Origin of the sequence: Actinomyces urogenitalis DSM 15434, from assembly GCF_000159035.1 — a bacterium.
GTDB classification, from domain to species: Bacteria; Actinomycetota; Actinomycetes; order Actinomycetales; family Actinomycetaceae; genus Actinomyces; species Actinomyces urogenitalis.
Genome location: NZ_DS999575.1, coordinates 344452 through 359359 on the forward strand (window position 1 = coordinate 344452; position 14908 = coordinate 359359).

12 protein-coding genes and 1 pseudogene are annotated in these 14908 nt (G+C 69.3%); 12 read left to right on the plus strand and 1 reads right to left on the minus strand.

Annotated features, from left to right (window positions below):
• From lysA to thrB, 5 genes and pseudogenes are all read left to right on the plus strand, one after another.
• The coding region (lysA, locus tag HMPREF0058_RS07430) for a diaminopimelate decarboxylase (RefSeq protein ID WP_040319759.1) at positions 1–1264 on the plus strand (1264 nt) is incomplete at its 5' end.
• 121 nt (positions 1265–1385) lie between these two features.
• Positions 1386–3965 carry a DUF5979 domain-containing protein gene (locus HMPREF0058_RS07435; protein WP_141560518.1) on the plus strand — a complete coding sequence of 860 codons (2580 nt, stop codon included), beginning with the start codon at positions 1386–1388 and terminating at the stop codon, positions 3963–3965.
• Positions 3966–3995: 30 nt separating this feature from the next.
• Positions 3996–4415 (plus strand): annotated as a pseudogene (locus HMPREF0058_RS07440) (DUF5979 domain-containing protein); the annotation flags it as partial.
• A gap of 226 nt (positions 4416–4641) precedes the next feature.
• Positions 4642–5979 carry a homoserine dehydrogenase gene (locus tag HMPREF0058_RS07445; RefSeq protein ID WP_034236519.1) on the plus strand — a complete coding sequence of 446 codons (1338 nt, stop codon included), beginning with the start codon at positions 4642–4644 and terminating at the stop codon, positions 5977–5979.
• A 1-nt stretch (position 5980) separates the two neighbouring features.
• On the plus strand, positions 5981–6889 hold the full coding sequence (gene thrB / locus HMPREF0058_RS07450) for a homoserine kinase (RefSeq protein WP_006549147.1): 909 nt from the start codon (positions 5981–5983) through the stop codon (positions 6887–6889).
• Between the two features lie 22 nt (positions 6890–6911).
• On the opposite strand, the gene HMPREF0058_RS11840 is transcribed toward thrB, so the two are convergent.
• The gene (locus tag HMPREF0058_RS11840; RefSeq protein WP_006549148.1) at positions 6912–8306 is read right to left on the minus strand and encodes a PAS domain-containing protein; all 1395 of its coding nucleotides are present in this window, start codon (positions 8304–8306) and stop codon (positions 6912–6914) included.
• Positions 8307–8505: 199 nt separating this feature from the next.
• Between HMPREF0058_RS11840 and HMPREF0058_RS07460 the strand changes: the two genes are divergently transcribed.
• The 7 genes from HMPREF0058_RS07460 to HMPREF0058_RS07485 form a co-directional block, all read left to right on the plus strand.
• Positions 8506–9423: a CE1758 family FMN-dependent luciferase-like monooxygenase gene (locus HMPREF0058_RS07460; protein ID WP_248597013.1), complete on the plus strand. Its 918-nt coding sequence runs from the start codon at positions 8506–8508 to the stop codon at positions 9421–9423.
• 3 nt (positions 9424–9426) lie between these two features.
• Complete coding sequence (locus HMPREF0058_RS13230) at positions 9427–9720, plus strand: hypothetical protein (protein WP_006549150.1); 294 nt, start codon at positions 9427–9429, stop codon at positions 9718–9720.
• A 53-nt stretch (positions 9721–9773) separates the two neighbouring features.
• Entirely contained in the window at positions 9774–10487 is a 714-nt protein-coding gene (locus tag HMPREF0058_RS07465; protein WP_374044906.1) for an FMN reductase, read from the plus strand.
• A gap of 236 nt (positions 10488–10723) precedes the next feature.
• Positions 10724–12691: a transcription termination factor Rho gene (gene rho / locus HMPREF0058_RS07470; protein WP_024034929.1), complete on the plus strand. Its 1968-nt coding sequence runs from the start codon at positions 10724–10726 to the stop codon at positions 12689–12691.
• A 154-nt stretch (positions 12692–12845) separates the two neighbouring features.
• The gene (gene rpmE, locus HMPREF0058_RS07475) at positions 12846–13058 is read left to right on the plus strand and encodes a 50S ribosomal protein L31 (protein ID WP_024034930.1); all 213 of its coding nucleotides are present in this window, start codon (positions 12846–12848) and stop codon (positions 13056–13058) included.
• Positions 13059–13151: 93 nt separating this feature from the next.
• Positions 13152–14252, plus strand: a complete 1101-nt coding sequence (prfA, locus tag HMPREF0058_RS07480; protein WP_006549154.1) for a peptide chain release factor 1 — start codon at positions 13152–13154, stop codon at positions 14250–14252.
• Positions 14249–14908 (plus strand): N5-glutamine methyltransferase family protein (locus tag HMPREF0058_RS07485; protein WP_006549155.1); only part of this gene is annotated, 660 nt, incomplete at its 3' end. The genes prfA and HMPREF0058_RS07485, both read left to right, overlap by 4 nt.

A 14908-nucleotide genomic window follows, 5' to 3' on the forward strand; every position in this document is an offset into this window, starting at 1 on the left:
CGGGCGCGCCGCCAGCTGGTCGGCCGCCATGGCTGAGGAGTTCTGGCCCCCCTACGGCATGAACGGCGGCACGGCCTTCTACGCCGGCAAGGCCTTCCTCACCACGGCTGTGGGCCAGATGGTGCTCCAGGAAGGCATGGGGATTGACACGGCCAGCCGGATCGAGCTCGCCGTCGGGCTGTCAGCGCTGCAGGAGGTCGACGGCGTCGAGGCTGTTGACCGCGCCGGTCGGCTCGGGCTGCACGGCAACGCCAAGACCCAGGCTGAGATCGCCGTCGCCCTCGCCCACCGGGTAGGCCACCTCGTGCTCGACTCGCGCGAGGAGGTGGACCTGGCTGCGGCGGCCGTACGCGGGCTGCGCGAGGCCGGCACCTACGGCCCCGAGGAGACCGGAGCGGTTATGGTGCGCCTGACCACCGGCGTGCACGCCGGAGGGCATGAGTACATCGCCACCGCCCACGAGGACCAGAAGTTCGGCCTCTCCGTGACCACTGGAGCGGCTCGTGAGGCGATCGACGCCATCATCGCCGCCCCTGAGCTCAGCCTGCACGGCCTGCACTCCCACATCGGTTCCCAGATCATGGACCTGGCGGGCTTCCGCGAGGCGGCTCGCGTGGTGCTCACCCTGCGCCATGAGGTCGCCCGTGACACCGGGATCCTGGCCGAGGAGGTGGACCTCGGCGGCGGCTACGGCATCGCCTACACCGTTGCGGACCCCGTCCCGCCCTCGCCGGCTCAGGTGGCGCGGGTCCTGGCAGATACAGTCCGCTCACTGTGCACCGAGCTGGGCGACTCCGTCCCGCACGTGTCAGTCGAGCCCGGACGCAGCGTCGTCGGGCCTTCCACCCTCACGCTCTACGCCGTCACTGGCCTCAAGCGTGTGGAGCTGGGGGAGGGGGCCAGCCGCCTGTACGTCAGCGTGGACGGTGGGATGAGTGACAACATCCGCCCCGCCCTCTACGACGCCGCCTACACGGCTCTCGTGGCCAACCGCCTTCCGGACCCCGCGGCCGGCCTGGTGCGCTCGCGTGTGGTGGGCAAGCACTGCGAGTCCGGGGACGTCGTCGTGCGGGACGTGGACCTGCCGGCGGACCTGGCGGTCGGTGACGTGCTGGCGGTTCCGGCCACTGGTGCCTACGGACGCTCCATGGCCTCGAACTACAACCTCTTCACCCGCCCCGGCGTGGCCTGGGTGCATGAGGGGGAACAGGGCTGGCTGCTGCGGCCTGAGACGGTCGAGGACCTCCTGCGCCTGGAGGGATAGCGGGAGCCGAGGCGCGGTGAGAGTCGTTAACTCTTTTTTACTTACGTGCCTCTAACGGCGCGATTGCAAGACTCCGGCTGTCGTGCGGCTTTGTGTGCCGCATCCCAGAGAAGGAGTCTTCGTGACGCGGCTGATGCCGCGCCGTCTACGGCACTCGTCCCCACCACGCAGGTCCGCGCTCGTGGCGCTACCAGCGGTCCTTGTCCTCGTCCTGCCCACCCTCGCCGCCCCTGCGGCGGCGGAGGTCAACCAGGACATCAAGGTCACCAACCTGGCGCTGAAGCACATTGACGCCTCGGAGGATGAGCAGCCTGGCAAGCCTCGCGTCGGTTCCTGCCTCACCCTGCTCACCTTCGACTGGGACGGGCGCAACGCCACCATCAAGGACGGTGACTCCTTCTCCGTCGGCCTGCCCCAGCAGCTGGAGTACAAGGTCCAGTCCACCAAGCCCTTCACCTATGACTTCGGTGACGGTCAGCAGGTCGAGGTCGGCAGCTGCACAATGGAGGCGCGGACCATGACCTGCACCTTCAACGCTGAGATGGAGCGACGGGTCCAGGCCGGCTACCACTCGGCCTTCGGGTCCGGCAAGGTCCACCTGTCCGTCGTCGAGGCCACGGACGAGAGCGAGCTGCCCTTCGTCATCAACGGCACTCAGACCCTCAAGGTCCAGGTTCCCGGTGGCGGCATCACCAAGGGCACGGACACCTACACCCCGGTCTCGATCATCAAGTACGCCACCGGGCTTGACGAGAACTCCTCCCGGGTCTCCTGGGGACTGAGCGTCGGCACCGAGCAGGCGCAGGAGGCCTTCGCCGCCCAGGGCAAGCAGGTCAGGTTCGACGGCGCCACCTCCCAGACCCTGGTCTTTGAGGACAAGCTCGGCCCGGGGCAGACGTGCCCGGCAGGAGAGCATCTGGCCCGCACCAACCTCGTGCGCACGCGCTCGGCCACGGCCCCGGACGGCAAGCCCTTGCCGTTGACCAACGGCGGAAGCACCATGACCACCGAGGCCGGCACCTTCTCGATGAATATCGAGTGCGGCACGCCGACCTCACAGGGCACGCCGATGACGATTACCGTCTCGGGTCCCTTCGCGCCGCGGACCAACTACGACATCAACTACCCCACCCCCGTGGACAGCGCCACGGGCAAGGTGATGGCCGGCTTCGTCTACCACAACTCGGTCACCCTCAAGGGCACGGTCCTTTCCGCGCAGACCTCCAAGTCCTTCGTGGGGTCCTTCGGGATCTCGGTCCAGATGAAGCTTGGCTACGGCACCTTCAAGGTCTCCAAGTACATTGCCGGTGGCGGCGCCTCACAGGTGGCGCCGGGGACCAGCTTCCCGCTCACGGTGCGCTACGAGCTGCCAAAGGGCGCCACTCGCGCCGACTATCCCGAATGGGACCCGCCGGGCACGCTCAACGCTGACCAGCGCACAGGAACCGCTACCTTCGACGCGGTCCTGGGGCAGATGAACACCTTCACCGGCCCGACCCCTCCGGTGACCTTCCCCAAGGGCACCACGATCACCCTGTCCGAGGACACCTCGGGAATCGAGCTTCCCCCGGGCTATGCCTGGAGCGAGCCAGAGCTCGTCGTGGACGGCAAGACCACCAACACCTTCGCCATCGCGGACCAGAACACCGTGGGCGTGGATCTGACCAACACGGTTGAGGTGGTCCCCAGCTACTTCCAGGTGCGCAAGGAGGTCACCGGCGCCAAGGTGCAGGACAAGACCTTCACCTTCTCCTATGACTGCTCTGACGGCACCACGGGCACGGTCACTGCCAAGGGCGACGGCAAGCCGGTACGCAACAGCCAGCCGATCGTGGTCGGGTCAACCTGCACGGTCACGGAGGACGCGGACTCCGCCGAGGTCGAGGGGCACACCCTGGACGCCTCGGCTGCGCAGCCCCAGACCGTGACCATCACGCCCGAGGGCCAGGGGCTTGCGACGGCTTCCTTCACCAACGCCTACACCCGCGACGTCGGCCGCTTCGTGATCCGCAAGATCATCGAGGGTGACTACCCGCACCTGCCGCAGGACACCGCCATGCCGACGGCGCTCACCCAGGAGGGTGAGGAGGCTCAGGAGGGCCAGGCGCAGGAGAGTCAGGACTCTGATGACGACTACCTCTACGAGACCTTCCTCATGCACTACTCCTGCAACGACCCGGCGCGCTCGGTCGGGACGCTGGACGTGAGCCCGTATGGCGGCGGTACCTACAGCCCCGCAATCCCGGCAGGAACCACCTGCGTGATCCGCGAGGACCCGAGCTCGGCCGAGCGTGACGGCTACTCGGTCTCGACGGAGGTCTCGGCCTCCTCGGTCACGATCGTCAAGGACCAGGACGTGGAGACCACGGTGACCAACACCTACCGTGCGCTCAAGGGCGGCTTCTCCGTGGCCAAGAAGGTTGAGGGTGACGACGCCAAGACGCTCAAGGACCGCACCTTCGACTTCCACTACACCTGCACCTCCGTGGAGGGCACGGTCTCTGGTGACATCACTGGCGTCAAGGGTGACGGCACCGCCGTGCCCGCTCCTGCCCAGCTGCCGCTGGGGGCCCGGTGCACCGTGGAGGAGAAGGCTGCCAGCGCGCAGGTTGAGGGCTACGACGTCAAGACGCCTGAGCCCCAGACCCTGACCATCAAGGACAAGGACACCACCGCAGCGCTGTCCTTTGTCAACACCTAAACCCGCCACCTGGGCACCTTCTCCGTCCTCAAGACGGTCACCGGCGCCGAGGTCGGGGACAAGGAGTTCACCTTCTCTTACGACTGCACCAACGGCACGCAGGGCAGCCTGCGCGCCAAGGCTGACGGCAAGGCAGTCACCGGTCCGTCCGTGCCCACGGGCACGAGCTGTACGATCCAGGAGAAGACTGACTCCGCCGAGGTCGAGGGCTACAACCTGGCCCTGCCGGCGGCACGTAGCGTGACGGTGAGTGAGAAGAACCAGGTTGTGGAGACCTCCTTCACCAACACCTACACGCCGGTTCCTTCCTCTACTCCCACGCCCAAGGAGACCAAGCCGCGCCCTGGCAAGGGGCTGGCTCGCACTGGCGGCGTCATCGCCGTGCCGGTTCTCCTGGCCGCGGGTGCCGTGGTGGCAGGAACGCTCCTGGTGCGCCGTCGTCACCAGTGACGGGGGCTAGCCGCCGGTAGAGGGCCTGCCGGGGCTGAGCCAGGATGAACGGGCTGGGGCGCAGACCATCACGGTCTGCGCCCCAGCCTCGTCAAGGCGGCGGTGAGACCGTTCCGAGGGCGCTCCCGGCGCCGCCTATGCTGGTCCCGTTGTGCACGACGGCGGGGCCCACCTGAGGTGAGGGGGTGCGCCGCCGTGGTCCTGACTGACACGATTGGTAGCTCCCATGACTGACTCCTCGCTCCCACCCACCTCGCCCTCGCCGGCAGGAACCGCCACCTTGCGCGTGGGAGTGCTCGGTTGCGGCACGGTGGGCACCCAGGTGGTCCGCCTCCTGCTGGAGCAGTCCGAGGAGTTCGCCGCCCGCGCGGGAGCCCGGCTGGAGGTGACGGGCGTAGCCGTGCGGGACGCGAGCGCGCCACGCGACCAGGCGGTCCCGCGTGAGCTGCTGACCGATGACGCGACGCGCGTGGCCACCTCCAACGACCTGGTCATCGAGCTGATCGGTGGCATCGAGCCGGCCCGCACGCTCATCCTGGCGGCCTTCCGGGCCGGGGCCTCCGTCATCACGGGGAACAAGGCCCTGATCGCCGCCCACGGTCCCGAGCTCTACGCGGCGGCCGCGGCGGCGGAGGTCGACTTCTACTACGAGGCGGCCGTAGCCGGAGCCATCCCCGTGGTCTACGCACTGCGTGAGTCCATGGCCGGCGACCTGGTCACCAGCGTCCTCGGCATCGTCAACGGCACCACCAACTACATCCTGGACGAGATGAGCACCAAGGGGCTCAGCTTCGACCAGGCCCTGGCCACGGCCCAGGAGCTGGGCTACGCCGAGGCGGACCCGACCGCCGACGTCGACGGTCTGGACGCCGCGGCCAAGGCTGCCATCATCGCCTCGCTCGCCTTCCATACACGAGTCGGGCTCGATGACGTCACGGTCGAGGGCATCCGGTCCGTCACCGCGGCGGACATCCGCGAGGCCCACGCCTCAGGCTGCGAGATCAAGCTGCTGGCCATCGCCCAGCGGCGCGACGACGACCACGCCCGCGGCATCTCCGTGCGTGTCCACCCGGCCCTCGTGCCGGCCGACCACCCGCTGGCCAGCGTCCACGGCGCCTTCAACGCCGTCCTCATCGAGGCGCAGTCGGCCGGGCGCCTCATGTTCTACGGACAGGGCGCCGGTGGCGCCCCGACGGCCTCGGCGGTCCTGTCCGACGTCGTCGCCGCGGCGGCGCACCGGGTCCACGGCGGCCAGGCGCCGCGTGAGTCCAGTTACGCCGACCTGCCGATCCTGGGGCCCGAGGCCGCCCTGACGCGCTACCAGGTCCAGCTGCGTGTTGATGACCAGCCCGGCTCGCTGGCGATCGTGGCCGGGGTCTTTGCCGAGCACGAGGTCTCCATCGACTCGGTGCGTCAGAGCGCCTACGTTGGCGGGAGCCGGGCCGTGGTCACGATCGTGACGCACCGCGCCGCCGTGGCCCACCTGGAGGCCGCCGTGGCTGGACTACGCAGCGAGGCCCGGGTGCTCGACGTCGTCTCGGTCCAGCGAGTGGAGGGTGAGTGAGATGCGTCTGACCCACGAGTCCGCCTCGGTGCGGGTGCCGGCGACGACGGCGAATATGGGCCCCGGCTTCGACTCCTTCGGCATGGCCTTCCGTTATTACGACGAGGTCAGTGTGCGTCCGGTCGCCGGCCCGACCCAGGTCACGGTCGAGGGCGTGGGCGCCGGCCGCGTGCCCACTGATGACGGCAACCTGGTGGTCCAGGCGCTGCGGGCCGGGCTGGAGGCCGTGGGCGCTCCCCAGGCCGGTTTCGAGATGCGCTGCGTCAACCGCATCCCGCACGGCGGTGGTATGGGCTCGTCTGCCTCGGCTGCCGTGGCTGGCCTCATGCTGGCCCGCGGACTCATCTCGGAGCCACAGGCGCTGGGTGATGACCTGGTCTTCGACATCGCCACCCAGTTCGAGGGGCATCCGGATAACGTCGCTCCGGCGGTCTTCGGCGGGGCCACCGTGGCCTGGACCGATGCTGACGGCACTCCTCATGCCGCCCCGATGCCGGTGGACGCCCACCTGCCCGTCAGTCTGCTCGTGCCGCCGGAGACCACGCGGCTGTCCACCTCTCAGGCGCGCAAGGTCCTACCGGACTCGGTGCCGCGCGCTGACGCCCTGTTCAACACCTCGCGCGCCGCGGTTCTCATGCTGGCGCTGGCCGGTCGCCCGGACCTGCTCATGGCGGGCACCGAGGACCGGCTCCACCAGGAGTACCGGCGCAGCGTCCTGCCTGACTCGATGGCGGTCATGGACTCCCTGCGCGAGCAGGGCTACCCCGCGGTGATCTCCGGCGCGGGACCGACGGTGCTGGTCCTGGCGGAGCTGCCGCAGCAGACGCGCTTCACGCTGGAGCGCCACGGCTGGACGGTCCTGCGCCCGGGAATCGACATGGACGGTGCCCGCCTGACCTCACAGGCCTGAGCGGGACGCGAGCTCCTCGTAGTCAGTGAGGTCCTGGCCGACCTCGACCACGTGCTGGCACAGGGTCTCGGTCGACTCGACGACGGCGAGCGCCTGGCACCGCGCCGCAAGCTCGCTGAGCTCGGCCAGGGCCTGGGCAGAGCTGTGGGTGGCCTGCGTGATGCCCTGGGACAGCTGCTGGGTCAGCAGCGGCAGGCGCGGGTCCTGGGCCGCAGGGCTGGAGCTCCACATGAGCAACAGCTGACGAGGAATGGTCAGGACCCGCTGGGCCTGGGCAATCGCCTGGGTGGTCTGCGCCGCCAGACGCTGCGTGCTGCGTGCTGTGGCGGGCGAGCTCGGCGATGCCGTCCTCCAGGGCCTGGGTGAGTTGGCCGATAGCGCCGTGGGACAGCTCGGCTGCGCTGTGGACGCCAGGAGCGTCCTGGGAGTCGATGCGCTCGACGATGAAGGAGTCGGTGACGGCGGCGTGGAGGTGGGCCAGCGCGATGCGCAGGCGCATGCGTCCGACGCTGCGCTCCATGAGGGCGAGGTCGCGGACGAGCCGGTCAACCTGCTGACTGACGATGCCCTGCATCTGGAGCCACAGCCGCAGCAGCTCAGTGAGCCGGCTGACCTGTGGCCCTTCGTGGGCGAGCAGGGACACCGACTCGGTGGTGAGCCGGGCGGGGGCCAGGGCGTGGGAGAGACGGTGGCTGGCCGCCCGCAGGCTCCCGGCCAGATCGGCCAGCTCGTCCTGCCTCTTGGTCCAGGCCCCGAGGTCCTCGTTGAGGTCGGTGACCGTGCGCAACATGGTTCCTAGTGGTCCGGAGGCGAAGGGGCGCTCAGGCCAGGTGGCGCCGAGCTCCTCGCGGCGGGCGACCTCGGCCGGCAGGGCGGTGTTCTGGAAGGCCTCGTAGTCCTCCAGCCCCAGGCCCTTGACGGTGCGCACGATGTGGGCGGCTCCCAGCTGTGCTGCCTCGCGCCGGGTCGAGCCTTGGGTCAGGGCGCGGTCCTCGACCTTGCGTGCGCCGCCATAGACGGACAGGGCGGTGGACAAGAGCTCCTCGCACACCGGGCGGGTCCGCACCGACAGGTAGCTGCCGTCCCTGAGCGGGGTGATGGTGGCGAAGACGTTGTACTCCGAGCCGTCGGCGGCGAGGTTGCGCACGTAGCAGGCGAAGACCTGCCCTGAGGTGATGGTGTCCCACATGGCGCGGAAGGCGCCGCCTGGCATGGCCGGGTGGCGAATGATGTTGTGAGGCGCGTGGAGCAGCACCTCCTGCGAGAAGCGTGACAGGCGGACAAAGACCTCGTTGGCGCTCGTGATGACGCCCTTGGCGTCAGTGGTGGAGAAGAACAGGTCGTCGAGACCGACCTCGTGGACGGCACCAGTAGGAAGACGGGCATGGGAAGGTTCCTGTGCAGTGGGAGAGAGCAACGCCGCGGCGGGCTAGGGATAGTGGCGGCGTAGAGGACTTAAGGCCTGTGCGTGGTTGCATGGGCTGATGAGATCAAGTGATGCGACAGCAATGGCCTGGCTGAGGTGGCGAGTGACTCACCTCTCGGAATGATTGAGCGTTGAACTAGTGCTGCTGGGTACAGCATCTCAGCCCCGTCACCCGAGGAAGGATCCGCTCATGGACCACTCCGCCCCAACGCCGTCGGCCGCCCCGGCTCACGACGCCGGCCTCCCAGGCCGCCACCGCATGCACTTTGGCGTCTTCACCGTCGGCGATATCACCACCGACCCGGCAACCGGCCGCCCACCCAGCGAGCACGAGCGCATCAAGAACACCGTCGAGATGGCGGTGGCCGCTGAGCAGGCCGGCCTGGACTTCTTTGCTACCGGCGAGCACCACAACCCTCCCTTTGCTCCTTCCAGCCCGACGACGCTCCTCGGCAATATCGCCGCTCGCACCTCGCGTCTCCTGCTGTCCACCGCCACCACGCTCATCACCACCAATGACCCGGTCCGCCTGGCAGAGGACTACGTCTACCTCCAGCACCTGGCTGATGGCAGGCTCGACCTCATGATGGGGCGCGGCAACACCGGGCCCGTCTATCCCTGGTTCGGCAAGGACATCCGCAAGGGCATCCAGCTGGCCGTGGAGAACGATGACCTGCTGCGCACGCTGTGGTCCCAGACCAACGTGGACTGGGAGGGAGAGTTCCGCACGCCCCTGACTGACTTCACCTCGACGCCCCGTCCGCTGGACGGCGTGGCACCCTTCGTCTGGCACGGCTCCATCCGTAGCCCTCAGATCGCCGAGCGGGCCGCCTACTATGGCGATGGCTTCTTTCATAGCAACATCTTCTGGCCCTCTGACCACGTGAAGAAGATGACGGACCTGTACCGCCAGCGCTTTGAGCACTACGGCCACGGCCGCGCCGAGGAAGCCTATGTGGGCCTGGGCGGCCAGGTCTTCATGGCGGGCAGCCAGGCTGAGGCGTTCCGCCGCTACGAGCCCTACTTCCGCAACACCTACGTCTACCAGGGTGCCTCGCTGGAGGAGATGACCACCCACACCCCGCTGGCGGTGGGCACGCCCGAGTAGGTCGTGGAGAAGTACCTGCGCTACCGCGACGTCGTCGGGGACTATCAGCGCCAGGCCTTCGTCCTGGACATGGGAGGCGTCCCGCACGCCGAGGTGATGCGGCAGATCGAGATGCTCGGCACCCTCGTGGTCCCTGCCCTGCGCGCCGGGCTGGAGACCGCACGTCCCCAGAGCGTGCCGGACGCGCCGCTCCACCCTCGCCATCTGGCTGCCCTCACTGGTGCCGAGCCCCCGGCTGAGGAGCCCTTCGCCCTGGCCGAGGGCTACGACCCGCTGACCGGACGACGCGCCCGCTGAGGGTGCTGCGGACCAAGGACCTGAAGGAGAGGCAGAACGCCATGACTGTCGAGATGAACCAGTCCGACCAGGCGGTGCCCGCCGGGGAGCACGGCGAGGTGACAGACGCCTACGACCACACCCAGATGGGGCGCTTCGCCAAGATCGTCGCCTTCCACGCCGGGGTGTCCACGCCTTCGTCCTCGGCGATGCTCGCCGAGCGCCTGGGTGAGTCCACGCGCTTGGCGCTGGAGGCGGACTGGCGGATGGCCAGCGTCAAGGTCATCAGCCTGCGTCCGCTGGTCAGTGACATCGCCCTGGCGAGCGTCGGTGGTCCGCTGAGTGAGGGTCTCAAGGCCGCCGTCGACGCCCTCGCGCAGGCCGACGGCGTCATCGCCGTGACGCCCGTCTTCCAGTCCTCCTACTCCGGGCTGTTCAAGTCCTTTATCGACGTCCTGCCCGAGGGCACGCTGCGCGGGGTGCCGGTCCTCATGGGCGCCACCGCGGGCACGGCGCGCCACTCGCTAGTCACCGAGATGGCGATGCGTCCCCTGTTCGCCTACCTCAAGGCCGTCACGGCAACGCTGGTCGTCTTCGCTGCCAGCGAGGACTTCGGGGCCTCGTGGGAGGAGGGCGGCGCGGGAGGCGGGACGGCTCTGCTGCCGGAGCGCATCGAACGCGCTGGTGGCGAGCTCGCCCAGCTCATCGCCCGCTTCCCGCGCCAGGCTCCGGTCGACGCCATGAGTGACTTCACGCCGATGGACGCCTTGTTGCGCCGTCGTCACTGAGCCCGGGGCGGGCGCGCCACCGGGTGGCGGGGGCTGCTATATTGGCTGGTGACAGCCCTGCGGATTGCACCGCACCGCCGTCACGTACCAGTTGGGACGCCCCGCCCCGGGCCTGAGGTCCGGCCGCTGAGGTCCCGTGGTACACGACTTCGTCCCGTGATTGATCCGGGTCAGTCCCGTACCTGCCGCACCCCCGCCATCAGGCGATCGGCGGCGCCTCCACCGTAAGGACACTCGTGACCGAGACTTCCAGCGCTCAGCCATCGCTGACGACCATGCGTCTGGCCGAGCTTCAGCAGCTTGCATCCTCCATGGGCCTCAAGGGCACCTCACGCCTGCGCAAGAGCGAGCTTGTGGCCGCCATCCGTGAGGCTGGGCCTGCCTCCGCCGCGCCGACCCGCGCGGCCCGGAAGGCTGCCTCTGCGACCAAGGCTCCTGCGCAGCCCACCGCTTCCGCCCAGCCTGCCGAGGGCGAGGAGCAGCCCCGTCCGCGTCGTCGGCGCGCGACCGCCCCGGCTGCGGCCCCCAAGCATGAGGACCTGGCTTCCCTGGAGCTTGACCTGCCCGCGCGCAGCCAGGAGCAGGCTCCTGCCCGAGGGCGCGCCGAGCGCGTTGCGCACGACGAGGTCGTCTCTGGCTTTGAGGCTCGTGAAGCGGGCCGTGAGGGCTCGCGTCGTTCGCGTCGTCGTGCCCAGGCTGCTGCCGGGGCTCCTGAGCGCCAGCAGCGCGGCCCCGTCAACGACTCCGCCGAGGACCACCTGGACGCCAAGGCCGCGCTCATGCGTGACCTGGCTGACGCCACCGGCACGGCCGCCGTCGAGCCGGCCGAGCGCCGTCGGACGAACGGGAACGAGGCCCGGGGCAACCAGGGCTGGGACGAGGAGGAGGGACGCGGTGGCCGCCGCCGTCGCGGACGCAAGCGTCGCGAGCGCGAGGGTGGCCAGAACGAGCAGCGTCAGGGCGGCCAGAACGAGCGCGCCCCGCGCGAGGACGAGGTCCTCCTGCCCGTGGCCGGCATCCTGGACGTGGCCGACGCCAACCACGCCTACCTGCGCACTTCCGGCTACCTGCCGGGCGCCAAGGACGTCTACGTCTCAGGCCAGCAGATCAAGGACAACGGTCTGCGTGCGGGCGACGCCGTGACCGGCTGGGTTCGCGAGGGTGGCGAGACCGCCAACCCCGGTGGTGGGCGGGGCAATCGTCGCAACAACCGTGCCAACCGGCAGAAGTACAACCCGCTGGTCAGCGTCGAGACCGTCAACGGCATGGACCCTGAGCGGGCCAAGCGCCGCCCGGAGTTCACCAAGCTCGTCCCGCTCTACCCCCAGGAGCAGCTGCGCCTGGAGACCACCCCCAAGGCGCTGACCCCGCGTGTGATCGACCTGGTCTCGCCGATTGGCAAGGGCCAGCGCGGACTCATCGTCTCTCCGCCCAAGGCCGGTAAGACGATCGTGCTCCAGCAGATCGCCAACGCGATCGCCGTTAACAACCCCGAGGCCCACCTCATGGTCGTGCTCGTTGACGAGCGCCCCGAGGAGGTCACGGATATGCAGCGCACGGTCAAGGGTGAGGTCATCGCCTCCACCTTCGACCGCCCGGCCTCGGACCACACCACCGTCGCCGAGCTCGCTATCGAGCGTGCCAAGCGCCTGGTGGAGCTGGGCCAGGACGTGGTGGTGCTGCTGGACTCCATCACCAGGCTCGGCCGCGCCTACAACCTGGCCGCCCCGGCCTCCGGACGGATCCTGTCTGGTGGTGTGGACGCCTCCGCCCTCTACCCGCCCAAGCGCTTCTTCGGCGCCGCCCGCAACATCGAGAACGGCGGGTCGCTGACCATCCTGGCCACGGCCCTGGTGGAGACCGGCTCGAAGATGGACGAGGTCATCTTCGAGGAGTTCAAGGGCACCGGAAACATGGAGCTGCGACTGTCCCGCCAGCTGGCGGAGAAGCGCATCTTCCCGGCCGTGGACGTGGCTGCCTCCTCCACGCGCCGTGAGGAGCTGCTCATCGACCCGGCCCAGCTGAAGATCATGTGGCGCCTGCGCCGCCTGTTCTCCGGCCTGGAGCAGCAGCAGGCCCTGGAGCTCGTGCTCGGCAAGCTCAAGGAGACCCAGTCCAACGCGGAGTTCCTCATGGTCATCTCCAAGACGACCCCGCAGGGCACCTCGCTGGCCGACGCCGACGACGAGGCCACGCTCGCCTGAGGGCTGCCTCGCCCGGTGTCCACGATCACGCTGGGCACCCTTTTCCAGGCGTTGTGCCGGCATTGCCGGGCCCGATATCATCACCCACTGGTTTCCGGTTCACCTGCGTGGTCCGCGCGCGGGACCCGGGGCCCTCTGAATGCTAGGAGACACCATGAAGCAGGGGATCCACCCCGACTACGTGGCCACCACGGTCACGTGCACTTGCGGCAACACCTTCGAGACCCGCTCGACCGTCACCTCCGGTGAGATCCGCGTCGACGTGTGCTCGGCCTGCCACCCGTTCTACACGGGCAAGCAGAAGATCCTCGACACCGGTGGCCGCGTGGCCCGCTTCGAGGCTCGCTACGGCAAGCGCACCAAGTAAGCAGCCTGCTCGACGCCGACGGATGGCCCCAGGGCCGCCGTCGGCGTCGTCGCGTCTAGAGACGCTGCCGCCCACTAACCCCAGGAGAAGAGCATGAGCCAGGACCAGCGCGAGGACTTCTCAGCCGCGTTGCCCCTGCTGGAGGAGTACTTCGGCATCGAGCGCGAGATGGCTGACCCTGCCATCAGCTCCGACCCGGGCGCGATGCGCCGGCTGGGACGGCGCTACGCCGAGCTCGGGCGGGTCGTGAGCGCCTACCGTGCTTGGCAGGCGGCGCAGGCTGACTATGACGACGCCGTCGAGCTGGCTGAGGGTGACCCCGACTTCGCCGCTGAGGTCCCCGGACTCCAGGCGGCTGCCGAGACGGCGACCGAGCACCTGCGCGAGGTGCTCGTGCCCCGTGACCCCGATGATGCCCGCGACGTCATCATCGAGGTCAAGGCCGGCGAGGGTGGTGAGGAGTCCGCCCTCTTCGCCTCCGACCTGGCACGTATGTACACCCGCTACGCCGAGCGCATGGGCTGGGCGGTGGAGGTCCTGGACGCCACCGACTCTGACCTGGGCGGCTACAAGGACGTCCGCCTGGCGGTTAAGGCCCGCTCGGCCGTGGAGCCGCAGGACGGGGTCTGGGCTCACCTGAAGTACGAGGGCGGGGTCCACCGCGTCCAGCGCGTGCCCGTCACCGAGAGCCAGGGACGCATCCACACCTCTGCCGCCGGTGTGCTGGTGATGCCGGAGGTCGACGACCCCGGTGAGCTGGAGATCGACCCGAACGACCTGCGCATTGACGTCTTCCGCTCCTCCGGACCCGGAGGCCAGTCCGTCAACACCACGGACTCGGCCGTACGCATCACCCACCTGCCTACCGGGATCGTGGTCTCGATGCAGAACGAGAAGTCCCAGCTGCAGAACAAGGAGGCGGCGCTGCGCGTCCTGCGTGCCCGGCTGCTGGCCGAGCGTGCGGCACAGGCGGCCGCCGAGGAGGCTGAGGCTCGCCGCTCCCAGGTGCGCACCGTGGACCGTTCCGAGCGCATCCGGACCTACAACTTCCCCGAAAACCGCATCACGGACCACCGCACCGGCTACAAGGCCTACAACCTGTCCACCGTGCTGGACGGCGACCTCGGCCCCGTCATCGACTCGGCGATCGCCATGGACGAGGCTGAGCGCCTGGCGGCGATCGGGGAGCAGTGAGCTTTCTGGACCGCTACGCCCTACGGCGTGAGGTCCGGGCGGCGGGGGAGGAGCTCGCGCGCGCGGGCGTCGCCTCGCCGCACGCGGACGCCCGGGCGCTGGCTGAGCACCTGCTTGGGTGTCAGATCCTGCTTTCCGACGGCGCAGACGAGGGATTCCTGGCGGCCTACCGCGCCCTGGTGGCACGGCGGACGGCGCGTGAGCCGCTGCAGCACCTGACCGGCCGGATGTGGTTTCGAGGTCTGGAGTTGGTGGCCAGGCCCGGAGTGTTCATCGTGCGTCCGGAGACCGAGGTGGTGGCTGGGGCCGCGATCGAGGCGGCTGGCCGGGTGGCCGAGCGGTACGGGCGGGCGCCCGTCGTCGTCGACCTGTGCACCGGGTCGGGCGCTATCGCCGCTGCGGTGGCCGCGGAGGTGCCAACGGCGCGGGTGACGGGCGTTGAGCTCGCTGACGCTGCAGTGGCCGCGGCACGTGAGAACTGCGAGCGTGTGGTACCGGGGCGGGTCCGCGTGGTCCAGGCCGACGCCACGGCAGCCGCCACGCTGGCCGAGATGGACGGCAGTGTCGACGTCGTCGTCTCCAACCCTCCCTATGTCCCAGCCGGTGGGGTGGAGGACCCGGAGACGGCGCTGCACGATCCGGGGCTGGCGCTGTAC

Coding starts and splice junctions, on each gene's coding strand:
- HMPREF0058_RS07445 (WP_034236519.1), top strand. CDS start 4,642: ATGACTGACTCCTCGCTCCCACCCACCTCGCCCTCGCCGGCAGGAACC.
- thrB (WP_006549147.1), top strand. CDS start 5,981: ATGCGTCTGACCCACGAGTCCGCCTCGGTGCGGGTGCCGGCGACGACG.
- HMPREF0058_RS07460 (WP_248597013.1), top strand. CDS start 8,506: ATGGACCACTCCGCCCCAACGCCGTCGGCCGCCCCGGCTCACGACGCC.
- HMPREF0058_RS07465 (WP_374044906.1), top strand. CDS start 9,774: ATGAACCAGTCCGACCAGGCGGTGCCCGCCGGGGAGCACGGCGAGGTG.
- rpmE (WP_024034930.1), top strand. CDS start 12,846: ATGAAGCAGGGGATCCACCCCGACTACGTGGCCACCACGGTCACGTGC.
- prfA (WP_006549154.1), top strand. CDS start 13,152: ATGAGCCAGGACCAGCGCGAGGACTTCTCAGCCGCGTTGCCCCTGCTG.